This window comes from Estrella lausannensis, from assembly GCF_900000175.1.
Classification (GTDB): Bacteria; Chlamydiota; Chlamydiia; order Chlamydiales; family Criblamydiaceae; genus Estrella; species Estrella lausannensis.
Window position 1 is genome coordinate 201,589 of sequence record NZ_CWGJ01000012.1, and the last position, 17,538, is coordinate 219,126.

The 17,538-nt window shown below is 48.4% G+C and carries 14 protein-coding genes; 3 read left to right on the forward strand and 11 right to left on the reverse strand.

Going from position 1 to position 17,538, the window contains the following annotated elements; all coding sequences use genetic code 11:
* Window positions 1-166 precede the first annotated feature (166 nt).
* A complete protein-coding gene (locus ELAC_RS05890; RefSeq protein WP_098038358.1) occupies window positions 167-1,540 on the forward strand; it encodes a hypothetical protein in 1,374 nt (457 codons plus the stop codon).
* Between the two features lie 337 nt (window positions 1,541-1,877).
* Window positions 1,878-2,300, forward strand: coding sequence for a hotdog fold thioesterase (locus tag ELAC_RS05895; protein ID WP_098038359.1), 423 nt, complete (start codon window positions 1,878-1,880; stop codon window positions 2,298-2,300).
* A 35-nt stretch (window positions 2,301-2,335) separates the two neighbouring features.
* Here the strand turns inward: ELAC_RS05895 and ELAC_RS05900 are convergent, their stop codons facing one another.
* The 3 genes from ELAC_RS05900 to ELAC_RS05910 are packed head-to-tail and all read right to left on the reverse strand — an operon-like array spanning window position 2,336 to window position 7,557.
* The gene (locus ELAC_RS05900) at window positions 2,336-4,486 is read right to left on the reverse strand and encodes a 3-hydroxyacyl-CoA dehydrogenase NAD-binding domain-containing protein (RefSeq protein WP_098038360.1); all 2,151 of its coding nucleotides are present in this window, start codon (window positions 4,484-4,486) and stop codon (window positions 2,336-2,338) included.
* Window positions 4,486-5,763, reverse strand: coding sequence for a thiolase family protein (locus ELAC_RS05905; protein ID WP_098038361.1), 1,278 nt, complete (start codon window positions 5,761-5,763; stop codon window positions 4,486-4,488). The genes ELAC_RS05900 and ELAC_RS05905 overlap by 1 nt, the downstream gene beginning before the upstream one ends.
* Window positions 5,764-5,769: 6 nt before the next feature.
* On the reverse strand, window positions 5,770-7,557 hold the full coding sequence (locus tag ELAC_RS05910; protein ID WP_158227818.1) for an AMP-dependent synthetase/ligase: 1,788 nt from the start codon (window positions 7,555-7,557) through the stop codon (window positions 5,770-5,772).
* Between the two features lie 338 nt (window positions 7,558-7,895).
* Between ELAC_RS05910 and ELAC_RS05915 the strand changes: the two genes are divergently transcribed.
* Entirely contained in the window at window positions 7,896-8,549 is a 654-nt protein-coding gene (locus ELAC_RS05915; protein WP_098038363.1) for a hydroxyacylglutathione hydrolase family protein, read from the forward strand.
* Here the strand turns inward: ELAC_RS05915 and ELAC_RS05920 are convergent.
* The 8 genes from ELAC_RS05920 to ELAC_RS05955 all read right to left on the reverse strand — a co-directional run bounded on the left by ELAC_RS05920 (window position 8,546) and on the right by ELAC_RS05955 (window position 17,510).
* Complete coding sequence (locus tag ELAC_RS05920) at window positions 8,546-8,971, reverse strand: NUDIX domain-containing protein (RefSeq protein ID WP_098038364.1); 426 nt, start codon at window positions 8,969-8,971, stop codon at window positions 8,546-8,548. The genes ELAC_RS05915 and ELAC_RS05920 overlap by 4 nt on opposite strands.
* Window positions 8,968-9,462: a DUF6790 family protein gene (locus tag ELAC_RS05925; RefSeq protein ID WP_098038365.1), complete on the reverse strand. Its 495-nt coding sequence runs from the start codon at window positions 9,460-9,462 to the stop codon at window positions 8,968-8,970. Before ELAC_RS05925 ends, ELAC_RS05920 begins: the two co-directional genes overlap by 4 nt.
* A 373-nt stretch (window positions 9,463-9,835) precedes the next feature.
* Complete coding sequence (gene fabF, locus ELAC_RS05930; RefSeq protein ID WP_098038366.1) at window positions 9,836-11,080, reverse strand: beta-ketoacyl-ACP synthase II; 1,245 nt, start codon at window positions 11,078-11,080, stop codon at window positions 9,836-9,838.
* A gap of 214 nt (window positions 11,081-11,294) precedes the next feature.
* Entirely contained in the window at window positions 11,295-11,660 is a 366-nt protein-coding gene (rsfS, locus tag ELAC_RS05935) for a ribosome silencing factor (RefSeq protein ID WP_098038450.1), read from the reverse strand.
* Window positions 11,661-11,995: 335 nt separating this feature from the next.
* Window positions 11,996-12,613, reverse strand: coding sequence for a nicotinate (nicotinamide) nucleotide adenylyltransferase (gene nadD / locus ELAC_RS05940; protein WP_098038367.1), 618 nt, complete (start codon window positions 12,611-12,613; stop codon window positions 11,996-11,998).
* Between the two features lie 6 nt (window positions 12,614-12,619).
* Complete coding sequence (locus ELAC_RS05945; RefSeq protein ID WP_098038368.1) at window positions 12,620-14,812, reverse strand: glutamine synthetase III family protein; 2,193 nt, start codon at window positions 14,810-14,812, stop codon at window positions 12,620-12,622.
* A 224-nt stretch (window positions 14,813-15,036) separates the two neighbouring features.
* A complete protein-coding gene (locus ELAC_RS05950; protein ID WP_158227819.1) occupies window positions 15,037-15,684 on the reverse strand; it encodes an HAD family hydrolase in 648 nt (215 codons plus the stop codon).
* 41 nt (window positions 15,685-15,725) lie between these two features.
* Entirely contained in the window at window positions 15,726-17,510 is a 1,785-nt protein-coding gene (locus tag ELAC_RS05955) for a hypothetical protein (RefSeq protein WP_143406452.1), read from the reverse strand.
* Window positions 17,511-17,538: the final 28 nt, after the last annotated feature.

Consider the following 17,538-nt stretch of genomic DNA (forward strand, 5'->3'; position numbering starts at 1 on the left):
TAACCGCACATTCTATTGTATAGATAATTTATCCACAATAAATTACACTCACCTTCTTTCAGTACATAAAAAGCAAAGAAAAGGAAAGTATCGTTTTTGAGAATTGAACAATTAATAGAGTTGTGGTAAAATATTTTATTTGACTTACAATTAACCCCGAAAAACAATGACTTTCTCGATAAAGACATTTTATTTTCCCCTCGCGGGAGCGCTGCTTGCCGCTCTGACGATGAATATCCTTACCTTGGGCATGCCCGAATCGATCCTCTACCTCTGCGAAAACTCCTCCCCGGATCTGCTGCTTTGGTGCAAGGGATGGGGCCGCCTGCTCTTCTCTTCATTTGCGACAATCGTGCTGATCATGCTGAGTACACGCTTTGACCTGCAGAATGTCACCAGGATCATGTTTGGAATTGCTCTTACGGGCGCCATTCTCTACTTTTTCTACCTCATCCCGCTCTACCTACATAGCCCCAAAGCGGGAGAGAGGATCGCTGACAAAACACTCTCTTGGATCCCCGTCAGCTTCTATCTGACGCTGTCATACTGGCCTTCGACGATCATCCTTTTTCTCTACAGCTTCATGAACCGGTTCATCAGCCTAAAAGAGGCATTTTTAGCCTATCCGCTCTTCGCAATTGCCGGTATCATCATTCCGATCCTTTTTGTCCCGGCAAGGCAAATTCAAGCTCCGCTGCCGACTGATGAGGAAATCTTTTTCGCGGGAGTCGCAACCGTGGTGCTCTCTCTTCTCTCTCTCGGACTATTCGAATGGCTCTGGAGGAGCCGTGCGGAAGAGCTGTCGCATGAAAGCAAGGAAACTGGCAAAACGACTCTCCCACGAGGTCTCTTTTGGCAGGGAGGGCTCGTTTTGGCGACCGCTTTCATCTATCAGCTGAATAAATCGGTTTGGTTCTCCAAGGGATCCCTGGAATATCCGGCACCGCAGGAGTACACACACTTTTTGACCGCCTTCGAAGGCCTGCGCTCACTCGGTATGCTGCTCGATGTTGTGTTCCTGCTCTTTGTCTTGATCGCCCTGGAAAAAAGAGGCGGCCGGGCTTGGAAAAACATCTTTTCCGGTGTCGTATTTGTCTCGCTCATCATCGGGTTCAGCTTGATCTTTTTTAACCTGTTCAGCAACCCCCATTTCTCCCACTCCCTCCGGGAGCTAGGATCTATTCAGGCTTTTTTTGAGAGCGCTGCGGTCGGTTCGGGCTACCAGATTTTTTTCACCGCCGTATCCTATCCGATTTTGCTCTGCCTGAAAGAGATGATTTTCATGCTCTATGAACCAAAAAAGCGGTTCACCGCCAAGCTTTGGGTCGATCTCGTCTACGCCAAGATCGGACTGGTTTTAGCAACAGTCGCATCGTTTATGGGGTCTTCGCTAACCCTTTCGGTACGTGTCTATCTCTTTGCTACAGTCTTTGTTGCCGCAGGCCTCATCTGGCTGTACCTGGCTCTAAGAATGGGTAGCCAGATCGAAAAGAAAAGCCCTGCCCCTCAAGATGAATGGGAAGTATCCCAAAACGCTTAAGAGCCTCGCTCAAAACTCAAATCAGCATGCTTTGCTGCTTCACAAGGTGATATACCGCAATTCCCTCAAAAATTGGTTTTGGCAAAGAGAAAGCCTCTCGCGATTGAAAGATACAAAGTCATCTAATATTAGAAATATGAGGTGACTTGCGATCATTCAATCCCGAGGCTTTCTCAAAGCCCACATCCCAAATTTTGAGACAATTTCGGTATAAACCCGACGAAGCCAAAGACCAATTCTTCAAGTTGTTTCGGTATAGATCTAAATGCGGACTTGTTGTTGAATTAAGTCATTCATTAATTGGTGACGCGCCTTGATTCAACACCACAGAGATAGCATGATTTGGAAATCGAAAATTGACCTGGAAGAGCTCAACCGATCCTATAAAAACACGATGGTAGGCCACCTCTCCATCTTACTCACGGAGGTAGGAGACGATTTTTTAAGGGGAACAATGCCGGTTGTCGACTTCACCAAACAGCCCTATGGCATCATGCATGGGGGCGCATCAGCCAGCCTTGCCGAATCTGTCGGCAGCATCGCCGCAAACTACACCGTAGACCGCGAAAAAAAATTTGCAGTCGGCCTCGACTTAAACACCAGCCACCTCAAAATGGCACGCGATGGCCTGGTGACAGCAACGGCCAAGCCGCTTCATTTGGGCGGCACCGTCCAGGTTTGGCAGATCCAAATTCACAACGAACAAGACGAACTCGTTTCCTTCAGCCGCCTGACGATGGCTGTTTTAGACAGAAGATAGAAGGGGGCAGGGTTCCGCCCCTTCTATCCAACCTTTTAAGGGCTGTAGAAACCCTTGCCTGATTTTGCCATTTCCGAAAGGAGGGGACTTGGCTGAAATCGCCGTCCGAGATCTATCTCGAAACGCCGCAGCTTGTCGACAATCTCTTTCGAGCCTATTGTGTCGGCATATTTTAAAAGCCCCCCACGGAAAGGAGGAAAACCGATTCCGTAGAGCAGGGCCATATCGAGATGCCTGCTGGAGGGAACAATTCCCTCTTCCAGACAGCGCGAGGCCTCGTTAACCATGGCTAACACAAAGCGCTCCTCGATCTCTTTCTTGCTCGACTCTCTTTTTTTACCCCCCGCTTTGACAAGAAGTTCCTGCACTTTGGGGTTTTCCTTCTTGCCGCTGCCATTGGTCCAGATGTAGTAGCCCTCGCCCGTTTTCTTGCCAAGGAGCTTATTCTCATCCATGAGCTGCGCCATCTGCGGCTGCTTCATCCGTTCACCGTAGGCATTTTCAATGACATGGAAGGCTTTGTAGGCAATGTCATTGCCCACTTCATCGGCGAGGGTGAATGGGCCCATCGGCATGCCGAAGGAGAGAATTGCCTCTTCGATTTCCTTCATCGGAACCCCTTCCTGCAAAAGCCATCCGGCTTCGTTGGCGGCAGCGGCGAATATGCGGTTGACCAAGAAACCGGGGCAGTCTTTCACCACAAGCGGAGTTTTCCCCAGTTTCTTGCAAAATTCAACGGCCGGCGAGACAACAACGGGAGCCGTTTTTTCGCCTTTAATAATCTCGACCAGCGGCATCTTTTCAGGAGGATTGAAAAAGTGCATGCCGATAAGCCGCTCCGGGTGGCGCATCCCTTCGGCCAGCTTATCGATCATCAGGGTAGAGGTATTTGTTGCGATGATCGCATCGGGCCTTAGCACACTCTCCAGCTCGGCATAAATTTTCTTTTTGATGTCGATGTTTTCGAGGGCCGCTTCGATGACAATATCCACCTGGTTAAATCCTGACAGATCCAACCCGCCCGATACATGATGAAACTGGCGCACCCCCAACTCTTTCGTCAGCTTCTTTTTTTTCACTTCCTTGTGGATCAGCTGAGAAACATGGGCGTAGCCTTTTCCCATCGCCTCCAGGTTGATCTCGCGGAATCTGACCGGAATATCCTTTTTAGTGATGACATAAGCAATTCCTGCCCCCATTGTCCCTGCACCGATAAGACCGGCTCTTTTAATGGGCATTGCCTCAACTTTTTCGTAGGCCCCCGCATTCTTCTTGATCTCTTCTTGGGCAAAAAAGATGTCGATCAGGTTTTTAGCAATCTGCTGATTATCTCTCAGTGACGCTTTGAAGGTGCGAACTTCCTCTTCCAGCCCTCTTTTTAAAGGCACTGTCGCCGTTTTCTTCATCAGGTCAAGAGCGATCAGAGGGGCCGGATAGAACCCTTTGGTCTTCTCCATGATCCCCTTTTTAGCCTGATCAAAGAAAAAGACCCTGCCGAAGGGGTTTTTTTCCAGCAAAAAGCTACGGAAAGTTGTCGCTCCCCTCTTAGATAAAATGTCATCCCTGCCCTTTTTCGCAGATACCTTTTCGACAAACCGGTTTAAATACTCATCCAGGAACTCTTTGGGAACAAGGCTGTCGACAAGCTTCAGCTTAAAAGCCTTCTTGGCATCGACAGATCTTCCGGTGATGATCATCATCACCCCTTGCTCAAGCCCTATAATGCGCGGTAGACGCTGTGTTCCTCCCCAGCCTGGGAATATGCCCAGATTGACTTCCGGCAGTCCGATCTGCACCTTGGGATTATCGGTTGCGATACGGAAAGTGCAGGCGAGCGCAAGCTCCGTGCCTCCCCCTAAAGTAACGCCGTCGATCACGGCTACTGTGGGAAAAGGGAGTGCCTCCAACTTGTTGAAAACAGCGTGTCCTCTCTCAATGAGGTTTTCTGCAATCTCCATTTTTCCAAAAGCCGCCTCGAAGGTTTTCAGGTCGGCCCCGGCGATAAAAATATCCTCCTTTTTGCTCCGGATAACGAGGGCTTTCAACTTCTCTCCGGAACACTCTCCGATCAGTGTGTCAAGCTCCTCCAGCACCTCAGGGGAGATTTTATTGACCTTTTCTCCCGGGTAGTCGAACCAAAGCGTCGCCACGTCCGCTTTCACGGACTTTTCAAAATACTTTCCCATTATTCAACCTCCAGAATGCAAGCCTGTCCCTGTCCCCCGCCAATGCAGAGAGAGGCAAGTCCCAGCTTTTTGTTTTGGCGCTTAAGTTCCCTAAGTAAGGTGATGATCAACCTAGCCCCGGAAGCTCCCAAGGGGTGACCGATCGCCACAGCCCCACCATTGACGTTCAGACGTGACCTGTCGATGACGCCGACAGCCTTATCCTGTTTAAGCTGCTTTCTGGCAAATTCCTCTGACGCAAGCGCCTTCTCAACGGCGACGACCTGGGCTGCAAAAGCTTCATTGATTTCGATCAGGTCAAACTCTTCAAGACGCCTTCCTGAATTCTTAAGAAGTTTGGCGATTGCAAAGGCGGGACCGAGCCCCATCCTTCTTGGATCCAGTCCTACTTCCGTAAAGCAGCTAATGTAACCGAGAGGTTTCCTACCCAACTTTTGCAACTCAGATTCCTTACAGAGCAAAAGCATGGCAGCGCCATCGGTCACCTGGCTTGACGTGCCGGCAGTGACGGATCCGGTCAGCTTATTAAAGGCAGGTTTGAGTTTTTCCAGATCGGCCAGAGTCTGGCCTTCCCGGACGCCATCATCTTGATCCAACATCTTATCAAACTTGGGAGGCAGAGGGATCGGAACGATCTCGTCCTTAAATTTTCCGGCTTTCCTAGCCTCCGAGGCCCTTTGATGACTCATCAAAGCAAACTCATCCTGCTCCTTTCTGGTGACCTTGAAATCGCGAGATAACAATTCGGCCGTCTCACCCATCGTCATGCTGCACAAAGGATCGGCGATCTTGGGTGTATCGGGAGCCAGGAAATGGGGCCTGAATTTTAGGAGCAGAAGCAGCTTATCTTTAATTGTCCTGGCTTTGCCAAGAGCCGAAAGCCAGTCGCGGTACTGCTTGGAGATGAGTACCGGAAAGTTGCTCATCGACTCAACGCCGCCCGCCACAAAAATAGATCCCATATCCAGCTGCATCTTTTGATATGCCGATGCCGCCGCTTCCATTCCCGATGCACAATTCCTGTTCACCGTATAAGCAGGAACGCTTTCGGGAACACCGGCTTTCACTGAAATAACCCGCGCAATGTTGGTTGCGTGCGGTGGCTGCAAGACATTTCCTATAATCACTTCATCTATAAGAGCCGGATCAATGCCCGAACGCGCTATCAATTCCTTTAAGGCAAATGCCCCAAGATCGTCGGCCTCCATGTCCTTTAATTTTCCGCCCCCCTTGCAAAAGGGGGTTCGCACACCCTCGACTACTGCTATACGCTCCATAAATCGTTACCCTCCATAATCTCCGTCTACCGCTCCCGGCTCTACCTGATACATGCTTTCAATCGCATCTTTATATTTTAAGCTAACAAAGTCCCTTCTCAATTTCATCGTCGGAGTGAGTTCTCCCGTTTCGATGGCAGGCGGTTGCGTAATGAATCGAAAGTCACGCACCTCTTCCCAGTGGTTGACATGTTTATTCAACTCTTCAAGAAGCCTTTTCATCTCCTGCTTCACAAAATCGGAGCTTAAAAACTCCTCGTCTGATGCACTCTCCTTTCCATGAGCCTTCTTCAAAGCGTTCAACACTTCATGGTCGGGGAAAAGAAGCGCTGTAGCAAAGCTTCTTCCTTCCGCTACCACCATCGCCATGTCGATCAATGGAGCTTTTGTCAAGATCTGCTCGATGGGAACCGGTGCGATGAATTTCCCGGTTGAAAGTTTGAAAAGCTCCTTCATCCGACCGATAATATAGACAAATCCCTCGTCATCGATTTTCCCCTTGTCACCAGTGTGTAACCAGCCTTCGCTGTCAAGCGCCCTCTTGGTGGCTTCAGGATTTTTGTAATAGCCCAGCATTTTGCAAGGCCCCTTCACAAGGATCTCCCCTTCGGGACTTAGCTTCACTTCCATCCCCTGCAGGCTTTTGCCGACCGAGCCGATTTTCAAATAGCCCGGAAGATTCAACCCTACAGGACACGCTTCCGTCATTCCCCACCCTTCGTAGATAGGCAATCCGATGTCTAAAAAGAAGTGGTAGAGGTGTGGGTTTAGTGCGGCGCCCCCTGTCAAAATCACGCGGAACTTGCCTCCTAGTGCCTCCCTTAGGGCCGAATAGACAATTTTATCGGCGATAGGATGCATCAACTGCTTATAGAGGCTGCTGTCATCTTCACTGTTGGCAAGATCAAAAGCCCACTGCCCCAAGGTTCTCTTCAAAAAACCCGCGTTCTGAACATTGGCAAGCATTTTGGCGTAAATTTTTTCCAGTAAGCGCGGCACTAACACGCTCATCGTCGGATGGAGCTCCTTGCAGACTTTCCCCACAGTTTTGATATCCCGCAAGTAAAAGGTCGAGATGCCTTTGGCTAAAACAATATAATTGACAGTTCTCCCAAAGATGTGCGCAAGGGGCAAAATATTGAGGTAGAGGTCGGAATCCCTGTCAAAGGAGAAGGGGTCAAAATGCGCGTGGGCCAGAAGATTTTTCTGGGTCAGCATCGCCCCTTTGGGCATCCCTGTCGATCCGCTTGTGTAGACGATGGAGGCCAAATCGTTGGGGTTGACCATATCCAGCATCTCCTCGAATAGCTGGGGCTGCTTTTCCTCGAGGGCCTTACCCTGCTCAATGATTTCCGAGAAGCGATGCGCCTCATGACGAACTTCTTCGTCATAGAGGTTGATTGTCGTTTCGATCAGCTCTTTGTGCTTTTCGTACATCTCCCACTGCTCTTTACCTGCGACAATCAGGTACTTCATCTCCGTCTGCCGCATTTCAAATTCGTAATTCTCGTGAGAAATATTGGCAAAAAGCGGAATCGAGACGGCTCCTGAGATAGCTATCGCGATATCGGCTATGGTCCATCTGGGTGACGAACCGGCTAATATGCCGATCATATCCCCTTTTTTTATCCCTAACTGTTTTAAACCCAGAGCAAAATACTTGATCGAATCCAGCATTTCACTGCTGGAGACAGGCTCAAAGCCACTATCAGTCTGATAAGCCAAAAGCTTTGGATTCTCTTTGTACCCCTTTAATACCCTGTATAGCTCGGCGAAGGAATTGATCGGCTCCATATGCATCCTCTCTAGATTTCAAATCTTCTCTCTTCAAGTTTTCTAAGAACGGAAAAAGCTCACTCTGCTGCCCGCCACCGGCCGAAAAGACTGGCAGGGTTGGCTTCAAGTTCTTGGTAAGCAATATTTTTCAGCCAATGCTCCCGGGCTTTGAATGAAAAATAATGCTTAATTTGTCCCCTGAGGCTCAGTAAATTGACTGATTTTTTTATTGGAATGGACTCTTGTATCAAAATTTCCCTGAAAAGCTTCCTTTTCCCGCTTAATTTTAGTTATAGACTTTACCTTCATTTTTCCGTAAAAAAAATATTGATAATGTTTCATCCATCCAGGTCGCCATGCAATTTATTTTTGAACAGATCGATACGGCAGGAGATCGCAATTTCGGATATCTGATCGGAGACAGAAAAGCCAAGGAAGCGGTGATTGTCGATCCTTCCTTCCGTCCGGAATTTATCGTCAGACGTGCGGAAGCGCAAGAGCTTAAGGTTCTCTTTATCATCAACACCCACAGCCACTACGATCACACTTTCGGTAACACCATCGCCAAACGGCTGACCGGCGCAGAAATTATTGCCTGGCAAGGATCAGACTCTCAAAAAGACATCGGAATCAAAGACTTAACTCAAATCGCAGTCGGTGATTTCACCCTCCAGGCGCTCCACACACCCGGCCACAGTGAAGATCACCTGGTCTACTTCATTCCACACTACAACGTCTTACTCACAGGTGATCATCTTTTTGTCGGAAAAATTGGAGGAACCAAAGACAAGGAAAGCGCTCAAAAACAGTACGATAGCTTTCAAAAAATGCTGCATCTCCTCCCCCCTGAAGCCACGGTCTGGCCAGGGCACGATTATGGCTGCCGTCCAAGCAGCACACTCTATATGGAATCGAAGACCAATCCGTTCCTGATGGCGCGCTCGCTAGAAGAGTTTTATGAAGTCAAGGACGCCTGGAAGGCGATCAAGTTAAGAAATGGGCTGGTCTAGGGAAGGACTTTCTGAAGAGCGCTAAGGGCACCGGCCCACACTCTTTTTGCTTCTTTATAGGTGAGAAACCCGTCGACCTCGTCAGGCGCAAGCCAGACATAACCAAATAGTTCATCCTCACAAAGTTTAACTTCTCCACCGACTTCTGCTAAAAAATAGCCCACGGATTTTTCGATAGGTTCACCTTTTTTTTGAATCAGATAGCTCTCTTGGTACATCTCCTCGGAAAGATACTTCTTAACGAACAGGCCGGCTTCCTCCATTAGCTCGCGCTCCGCGGTCGCTTTGGGGTCTTCACCCACTTCCTCATGCCCCTTAGGGAAAGCCCAGTGTCCGCCCGACTTGTGGTGCACCAAGAGAATCTTGATTCTCTCTCGGATGATCAAAACAGGTATAATTCCAAAGGATCTCTCAGACCTCATTTCCCCAATCCTCCCTTTTCAGCAGGTCTTCTGAAAATTAGATAAAACAATATGAATGCGGAAGCCAAATCCAACACTGCCTTCAGCCTCATGGAAAAGAGCCCTTCCCCTTTGACCACCAACACCTCGACACTATAGGCGATGACCGAGAGAATGAGGTAAAGAGCGTACCCTCCACCAATGGCAACCCAAAAAGATCCGCGCAGCCAATACGTCATAATCCCGCCGACCCCAAACGAGAGGTTCATCATCCCCACCTCCATAAGATAAGGGCTCCAGCATCTATCCATGCTCCGGCACTCCCCCTCTCCCCAAAATATCTGGATTAATCCCGTGCAGATCGCCTGAATGCCAACCTGAAAAAAAAGAAAATAGACGAGGAGAGTGTTTAGAAAATAGTTCCTGGAAACGCTCTTTTTTTGGAGTTGGATGTTAAGGAGGGTTAAAAGAAAAGGGAGAGCGAATAGCGTAATATACAAGAGGCTTTTCATCGGTACTCCAAATGGCAAAAACCCCCTCAAGTGCAGAAAGGATTGATTGTGCGGCAAACAACCTGGCTACCGGATGACCGGCTTGTTAGGCATAAGAGACTGCCCGCAAACTAAAATCGCATGATTTGAGTTTGCGGGCAGTCTCTAAGAGCCAGTACTATAGGTTATGGATAGTTTGCTACTGAATTGCGACCCATACACCCGGAAAAAAATTTCAGCATAGTGGATTAATACGCTGAAAATATTTCCGGGTAAACAGGCCAATTCAGCGAACGAAGCATACAACTTCAGCTTAGAGCCGACGCTGCCCAAAAACCAATCCATTCACGCTTGTTCGCCTATTGATTCCTACCGGAGGAAGGAACCGGGTGTCTTAGCGATAGCGCCCGAAGACAAGCGAGGCGTTATGCCCGCCAAATCCAAAGGAGTTGGAGAGCGCGATATTTACATCCCATTCTTCCGCAGTTCTAGGAATATGGAATTCTATACCATCTTCCGGATCGACAAGATTCAAGCTAGGATGAATTTTTTTCTTGTGGATAGCAAGAACGGACGTCACCGCCTCCAATCCTCCTGCCGCGCCAAGCGCGTGGCCGATCAGGGATTTGGTGGAGTTGACGGCTATTTTGCCGGGATTTGTAAATATACGCTTCATCGCCCCGATCTCAGCCATGTCGCCAAGAGGTGTTGATGTGCCATGGGCATTGATATAATCCACCTCATCGGGTGTCACGTGAGCCTCTTTAAGTGCATGGAGGATGCAGTGCTTTACTCCCAGCCCGTCGGGTTTCGGTTCTGTAATGTGGTGGGCGTCACAAGACATCCCGCCCCCTAAGAATTCCGCCAGGATAGGCGCTCCCCTCTTCAGGGCATGCTCCAAACTTTCCAGAACAAGCACTCCTGCACCTTCGCCCAAGACAAAGCCATCCCTCCCCTTGTCCCAAGGGCGCGATGCCTTCTCCGGCTCATCGTTTCTTTCAGAGAGCGCTTTACAGGCGCAAAATCCAGCCAGAGAAATCGGCAAAACCGCCGCTTCAGCGCCCCCGGCAAGCATGATATCCGCTTCGCCATTGCGTATGTGATTGGCCGCCGCGATGATGGAATGGTTACCGGTCGCGCAAGCTGTCGAAATGGAGTAGTTTGGACCCATAAACCCAAGGTCAATGGCGAGCATCCCCGAACCCATATTCGTAATCACATACGGGATAAAGAAGGGCGATACTCTCTTCCAGCCCCTATTGATCAGCGAATCGACACCTTCATGGAACCTTTCCATTCCTCCCATTCCAGAGCCGATGATGACGCCGGCCCTCTCTTTGTCTAAGCGATCCAGCCTCTCGTGGGAAATTCCAGCGGACATGAGTGCTTTTTTTCCGGCAACAATCGCGTAGGCAATGAATTTGTCAATTCGTCGTGCCTGCTTTTTGTCAATCAGGTCGCCGGGATCAAATCCCGTAATTTCTGCGGCAATCTGGGTCGGAAACGAAGAAGCATCAAACCCTGAGATCTTCTTCACCCCGCTCTTTCCTTCGAGCAGGCTGTTATAGAACTGCTCAGTATCGTTTCCATGACATGAGACTACTCCTAGTCCGGTCACGACGATCCTTTTTTTTGTCATTATATACCTCTAATTAAATGAATTTTAGAGGGTGTTTTTAACGTTGCCCATGGCTAAAAACACCTTCTTAAACTCATTTAAACCGAAACCGTCTCAAAATTCCGCTTCAGAAAGCCTCGCGTCCGGAAGAGAAGAATCAACTCCGCATCGCATTTATTTAGCAACAAAAGAGCATTTAATCCTGGGAGATCTCTTGGTGCCAACACTCAACTTTTTAAGACACTTTTGGTAGCGATTCGATCTTAAGATCGACGATTTTCCCTTCAGACCAAAGCTCTTCCAGCGCATATTTCAGGCGCTGCTGGGGGACGAAGAGATGAACTATCACCTCGCCAAAATCCAGCACGCACCAGTCACCAGATTCTTCCCCCTCGACCATAATCGGATGGATACCCACTTTAAGCGCCTCTTCCCTGACCGTGTTGGCAATGGCCTTGACGTGACGATCCACTCCCCCTTCTGCGATGATGAAAAAATCGGTAAGAGACGAGAGTCCTCTAATATCTAACCCTAAGATATTAGCGCCCTTTTTATCATATACTGTCTGTGCGATCAAGTTGAGAAACTCAATTGAATCCATGCACCTTTTGCCCTTCATAATGAATCTTCAAAAGAACCCGGCTCCTGTGGGAAATCCCCTTCGGAGTTAAGTAAAATATTACCACTCCCCCACCTTTTAGTCATCCAAATCCATGTCTAAACCCCTGTACTAAAACTGAAATTACATCCCGAAAACGTCTCAAAATTGGGCATGGGGTCTTTGAGAAAGCCTCCAAGATTAAATGGGTATGAGTCTCCTAACAGCAAAAACAATCTTTCAATCTTAGAGACTTTCTCTTTGCCAAGAGCCAAATTTCGGGACGGTCTCGGTAAGATTCGCTCCCTGAATTTGAGAGATGAGGCCCCTCTGCCTGTTCAATCCCGAGGCTTTACCTCGATGCCGGAGTACAGGTTGTGATGGCGTATATATTCTGATACTTCCGGAGTAAGGAAGCGGGAAAAATCTCCCTTTTCCCTAACCAACTTCCGAATACTCGTACTCGACGCCGGGTAAAGGGAAGTTTTTAAATATCCATTTTTAACTGCGGCTAAAACTTGCGGGCTAGATTGCAGAAAGGAGATATCTTCCAACGCCCCTCTTCTGACGATGGCGAGGCGGGCAAGCTTAACAATCTCTTCGGGATCTTTCCATCTCAAAAACCCCTGCACCGCATCATCTCCCATGATGAGGTAAAAATCAAAATGGGGATAGTGTTGCTTGAGCTGTCTCAGCGTATCGATCGTATAAGAGGGCGGCTGCTTTTTCAGTTCGATATCGAGGACTTTGAATCCCCGCCTCCCTTCAAGCATCAAAGAGAGCATCCGCATCCTGTGTGTTGGATCGACAGGGGGTGCGTCTAACTTGTGGGGAGAGGTATTGGCAGGAATAAACCACACCTCATCAAGATTGAGACGCTCCATCACCTCTTCAGCGATCGATAAATGTCCAAGATGTGGGGGATCGAACGATCCCCCAAATACCCCAACGCGCACTCTTTTCTACACCATATACAGAATTTCACGGTACTTCGGCAGCCGCCAATGCCTGTCATCCACCAAAGCTTCCAAACTATCGGAGATCCCTCGGAGTTCAAGGCAAAGGGGGAACACCTCTTCCAAAAGCTCCTTACTTCTTTCAAAGCCGGCAAGAGAATCGGCATCCTCCCGGAGGATCTTAATCCTGTCGACCAGATTGATTCCTTTCTCGACAAGATCGTGGATCTCTTTCAACCTAGCCATTTGCCTGGAAGCCGCTTTCTTGCCGAGAAGATCTTTTTGCTCTTCAATGGCTTCGGCGAGATCCCTAATCGTTGCAAAGACTGCCGGCAGCACTTCGGTATCAAAAAGGTCGACAATTGTTTTTGCTTCGATGTTGAGGGTGTGCCCGTAGATTTCCGTCAGAATTTCGTAGCGGGAATTAAGCTCTTCTTTGCGAAGAATATCTGTGAAAGCTTTTTGCGTTGCTTTTTCGGTCAACGCATCAAAGGCGTAAAGGGACTTGGCGATATTGGGCAAACCCCGTTTTTTAGCCTCCTTAGCCCAGGCGAGGCTATAATTATCTCCTTCAAAACGTACGGCTTTTGATGCCTTGATGTATTTTCGCAGCACCGGCATCACGCTCTCGAGCAGCTCCTTTGGATTGAGTTTTCTCTTGTTGCTGCTTCCTCTTTCGATCTCGTCCATGATCTCATTGATGCTGTCGGCGACACAGGCATTTAAGACAGTGATCGGCAGGGAACCGTTAAACGAAGAGCCGACCGCTCTGAACTCAAATTTGTTTCCTGTAAAGGCGAAGGGAGAGGTGCGGTTGCGGTCGGTATTGTCCTGCTTGAGTTCCGGTATCACATGGAGGCCAAGATCGTAGCTGTCGCTTCCCTTAGAGCTTTTGTGCCACCCCTTCTCTTCAATATTTTTCAGTAAAGCTTCCAGTTCCCTGCCGACATATGCGGACAAAATCGCAGGGGGGGCTTCATGCCCGCCCAGGCGGAAGTCGTTTGAAACCGACCCGATAGCAGCTCTCAGCAACTTTCCATGGCGGTGGATAGCGTGCAGAATAGCTGTCAGAATGATCAGAAAGTGCAGGTTATTTTCCGGAGTATCCGTAGGATCCAGCAGGTTGATTCCGGTGTCTGTTGAGAGCGACCAGTTGCAGTGCTTACCGGAACCGTTGATATTATGGAACGGCTTCTCGTGCAGGAGGCAACAAAGCCCGTGCTTGGTGGCCACCTGCCGCATGATCTCCATAAGAAGGATATTATGATCGATGGCTAGAGAGGCTTTTTCAAATACCGGCGCCACTTCATGCTGCGCGGGAGCCACCTCATTATGGCGAGTTTTAACGGGGATGCCGAGCTCGAACGCGGCCTGCTCAAAATCACGCATGAACCTTAATATCCGGTCCTTAACAGCACCGAAGTAGTGGTCCTGAAGCTCCTGTCCCTTGGGCGAAGGAGCCCCTAAAACAGTACGGCCGAGCAAAACTAGATCTGGCCTTAGGTTGCGAAAGTTCCTGTCGATGACGAAGTATTCCTGCTCCATTCCAAGGGTTGAAAAAACAAACCCCGCTTCAATTCCCGTCAATTTCAAAACCCTGAGCACCGCATCGTTAATTTTTCTATCAGAGCGCAGGAGCGGGATTTTGCTGTCTAAGACGGCGCCCGTCCATGAAAAAAAGACAGAAGGGATCGACAAGGTAATTCCGTCCCCTGCTTTCCAAAGAAAAACCGGGGATGTCGGATCCCAACCGGTATATCCTCTTGCTTCAAACGTTGTACGCAAGCCTCCGCTTGGAAAGGAGGAGGCATCGGGCTCTCCCTGGATGAGCTGTTTTGCCGAAAACTTCTCGATGACAACGCCGGGTTCGGCCCATTCGATGAAGGAATCATGCTTTTCCGCTCCAAGTCCTGTCAGGGGCTGAAACCAGTGGGAAAAATGGGTCGCGCCATGACTTAGGGCCCACTCTTTCATCGCGACTGCAATCGTATCAGCGAACTCCTTTTTAATTTTCTCGCGGCCCTCTTGGGCTGCGATGACATTCTGAAAAACCTCTTTCGGCAGCATTTTCTGCATGACGGAACGGTTAAAAACCCGTTTACCAAAACTTTCGGAAGGAAGTTGTCCCGGAGGGAGTTCTTTAGTGGCGGCGATGATGTCGCCATGCCTGAGAATAGCCTTGAAGCGTGGATTAGTCATGGAGCCTCCCTGATTCTATAGCTGATCGTGCTAAAATTAAGGGGGCGGAAAAATAAAAACAAGAAATAGAGAGCGATTTATACCGAAAGCCTATCAAAATTTTGGCCTTTAGTTAGGAATACTTCGGTATCGGTAGACTGCAAGTCACCAACCATCCGAGTCTATTAACAGATTCAGATGCGTGAAAAGAAAAAATTTTAAAGCACAGAGAGAATATCAACCCTTTATGGGTCAAGTATTTGCCAACTCCGCTTCAGAGCCTCACGACGTAAACGGGAGGATGGATTGACAGCGATTGGGTGATTGACGGCCCGGAGCAAGCTTAGATCGTGGAGCGAGTCGCTTAGAGCGTACGTCTTCTTTGGGGAAGCCTCGCGCGAGGCGATTGTTTCGGCCTTCTCCGCCTTCTGCTCACCGTCCAGCACTTCTCCTACTTTCTCAAATACACCATCGGCAGAGGTAAGGAATTCTGTTCCGAAGCTGGAATCGAAACCTAACCGACGGGCACAGATATCCACTAAGAAATCAGGGGATGTCGACAAGAGGTGCAGAGTACCGCCCTCTTCTTTCAGGCGCGTTAAAACTTCAACGACTCTAGGGAAAACATGCTGCAGGAGCTCGGTCTCTATATAGTCCTCAGCCAGTTTGACAATCTGCATTTTACGCTTACCCCGGAAGAGCAGCGCAAAACTTTTTTGATGGAGCGATCTGGCCGAAAGAAAGCCGATTGAAAAGGAGGCATAGTGCAAAGTTAAAAGAAAAGCTTTGGGCAGGGTGAGAATTCCTCTTTTAAAGAGATAAACTCCGAACCCAAAGCTGCAGTTTTTTGAGATTAGCGTTTTGTCTAAGTCGCAAAAAACAACATTCAGCACTCCTGCCCCCTGATTGGAAACGCACTCAAGCCGAGAAATCGCTACTTAGCCTTGTCTTGCCTAAGTTTGGCTTTGAGACCTTCGATCTTCTCTTCCAGCTCCTCGATAGCTCTGTCCGCTTTTTCAAGACGCTCTTTCTCGATATGAATCTGCTCTTGCTGGGCAAGTGCTTTTTCGATATCGAAACCGGAGACGCCCGCTTCTTTACGGAGCTTTTCCATTCCGGCCTTAATCTCAGAACGTCTTTTTCGTTTCTGTTCAAGGACTTCGCGAAGCGCTTTTAAAGAATCGCCGCCCTCTCCAGACAACTGCAGGAGGGAATCTTCTTCCATTTCGCTGATGTAGTCGCCGAGCATTCTCAGCTTCTTCATGGCATCTTGGGCCTCTTTTTGAGAAGCACCGATCACATCCTTGACTTGTTCTTTTAACATTTCGACAGCAGTCTTAAGCTCTTCCGTAGTTTGAGTCTCTTTTGTCTCAAACGCATTCTGCACAGCTTTGACCACTTCGGAAACAGCTTCTTGATGCTTAAGAGCTTTCTCTCTTTCATGCCGCATCTTCTCATCTTGCTTCTCTCGGATTTTGTCCTGAGCTTCTTTCTTAAGGGATGAGAGCTTTTCCTTGATCATTTTAAGTTCGTCTTTTCCGAGGTCTAAAGAACGAAGCTCTTTAAACACCTCTTCTGCCTTATCGAGGCACTCGGCCGGAGAGATCTGGCTTTCTTTGAATGTAAGAGAAATTGCTTCAATTTTGCTGAGCGACTCTTCGGTAGATTTCTTTACAGACTCCCGCTTGGACTGAATTTCCTTCTTCCTGTCCTTGTCCATTTTTTTCAAATGATCCCAGCACTGGCTCAGCTTATTGCGCGTTTCGGAGAAAGCCTGAGAGTTCAGAGTGAGAATTTTAGCCAGGTTTTGCAGGTGCTTGATATCATCCCTGAGATAATAGGTAGGAATGTGTTCTTTCTTGCCTCCGAAAAACATATCCACGAAAGCAGACACATCTTCCTCAAACTTATCGCTCACTTCCTTAATGAGTTCTTTTCTCTGAGGGAAAATCTTATCCCCCACTTTGGAGAGTCTTTCAAAGAAGTTATTTTTGTGCTTGATCCTCATCTCAGTTTTGATCAGCTCTTTCCGGAGCGTATTAACACGGGCGGCATGCGCATTTAACAGTGACAGCTTCTTCTGGATAGAGGCATAGGCATCCCTTTTGGACTCAAAACTCTTTGGTATAGCTCCCAAATCAACTTCTGCCGTTTTTTCCACATGTTCTGCAAATGTGTCGAGATCTGCTTCCAGAGCTTTAACAGCGATGTCAATCTGCTCTACCGCAAATGCACTTTGCTCATCAAAAAGGTCTTTCAGCTTCTTTGCCTCTTTGGATAACTCCCTGTACCTTGCCCAGGAAACCGCACGCTGCGCCGGAGTGACATTTTCTTTAAAAATTTCGAGACAAATCTTCCTAAGATCCCAGAACAGCTTAAAATTGGGGGTCCCCCCTTGAGAAAGGGCGGCTTCCATTTTCTCGATGATAACCTGAAGCTTTTGATCGGGTGATTCCAGAGAAGCTAAAGCTGCCTGCTCTTTCTTTGCAGCCTCGCAAAGTTGACCGCCTTCCGCCTTGTGATGATCTTCTTGCTCTTTCATGGGACATTCTTCAGGGTCTGAGTTTAACTCTTCTTGCTCTTTCGTGTGAGATTCAGTTGCACTTTCCTCTCTTTTAAGCTCTTCTTGCGACGAAGAGTCAAGCTTTTTAGCTTGGCAAGCTTGTTCTGCTGCAAGTTTTTCTCTATCTTCTATTTCTAAATGATCCAGATGCGTCATTGCTTCAACTTTTGTATATTTTTTGAAA

Excerpts from the sequence above, each read along its gene's own strand:
- fabF (WP_098038366.1), bottom strand. The coding sequence starts at position 11,080 with ATGACAAAAAAAAGGATCGTCGTGACCGGACTAGGAGTAGTCTCATGT.
- ELAC_RS05945 (WP_098038368.1), bottom strand. The coding sequence starts at position 14,812 with ATGACTAATCCACGCTTCAAGGCTATTCTCAGGCATGGCGACATCATC.
- rsfS (WP_098038450.1), bottom strand. The coding sequence starts at position 11,660 with ATGGATTCAATTGAGTTTCTCAACTTGATCGCACAGACAGTATATGAT.
- ELAC_RS05920 (WP_098038364.1), bottom strand. The coding sequence starts at position 8,971 with ATGAGGTCTGAGAGATCCTTTGGAATTATACCTGTTTTGATCATCCGA.
- ELAC_RS05910 (WP_158227818.1), bottom strand. The coding sequence starts at position 7,557 with ATGGAGCCGATCAATTCCTTCGCCGAGCTATACAGGGTATTAAAGGGG.
- ELAC_RS05925 (WP_098038365.1), bottom strand. The coding sequence starts at position 9,462 with ATGAAAAGCCTCTTGTATATTACGCTATTCGCTCTCCCTTTTCTTTTA.
- ELAC_RS05955 (WP_143406452.1), bottom strand. The coding sequence starts at position 17,510 with ATGACGCATCTGGATCATTTAGAAATAGAAGATAGAGAAAAACTTGCA.
- ELAC_RS05905 (WP_098038361.1), bottom strand. The coding sequence starts at position 5,763 with ATGGAGCGTATAGCAGTAGTCGAGGGTGTGCGAACCCCCTTTTGCAAG.
- ELAC_RS05915 (WP_098038363.1), top strand. The coding sequence starts at position 7,896 with ATGCAATTTATTTTTGAACAGATCGATACGGCAGGAGATCGCAATTTC.
- ELAC_RS05895 (WP_098038359.1), top strand. The coding sequence starts at position 1,878 with ATGATTTGGAAATCGAAAATTGACCTGGAAGAGCTCAACCGATCCTAT.
- ELAC_RS05900 (WP_098038360.1), bottom strand. The coding sequence starts at position 4,486 with ATGGGAAAGTATTTTGAAAAGTCCGTGAAAGCGGACGTGGCGACGCTT.
- ELAC_RS05890 (WP_098038358.1), top strand. The coding sequence starts at position 167 with ATGACTTTCTCGATAAAGACATTTTATTTTCCCCTCGCGGGAGCGCTG.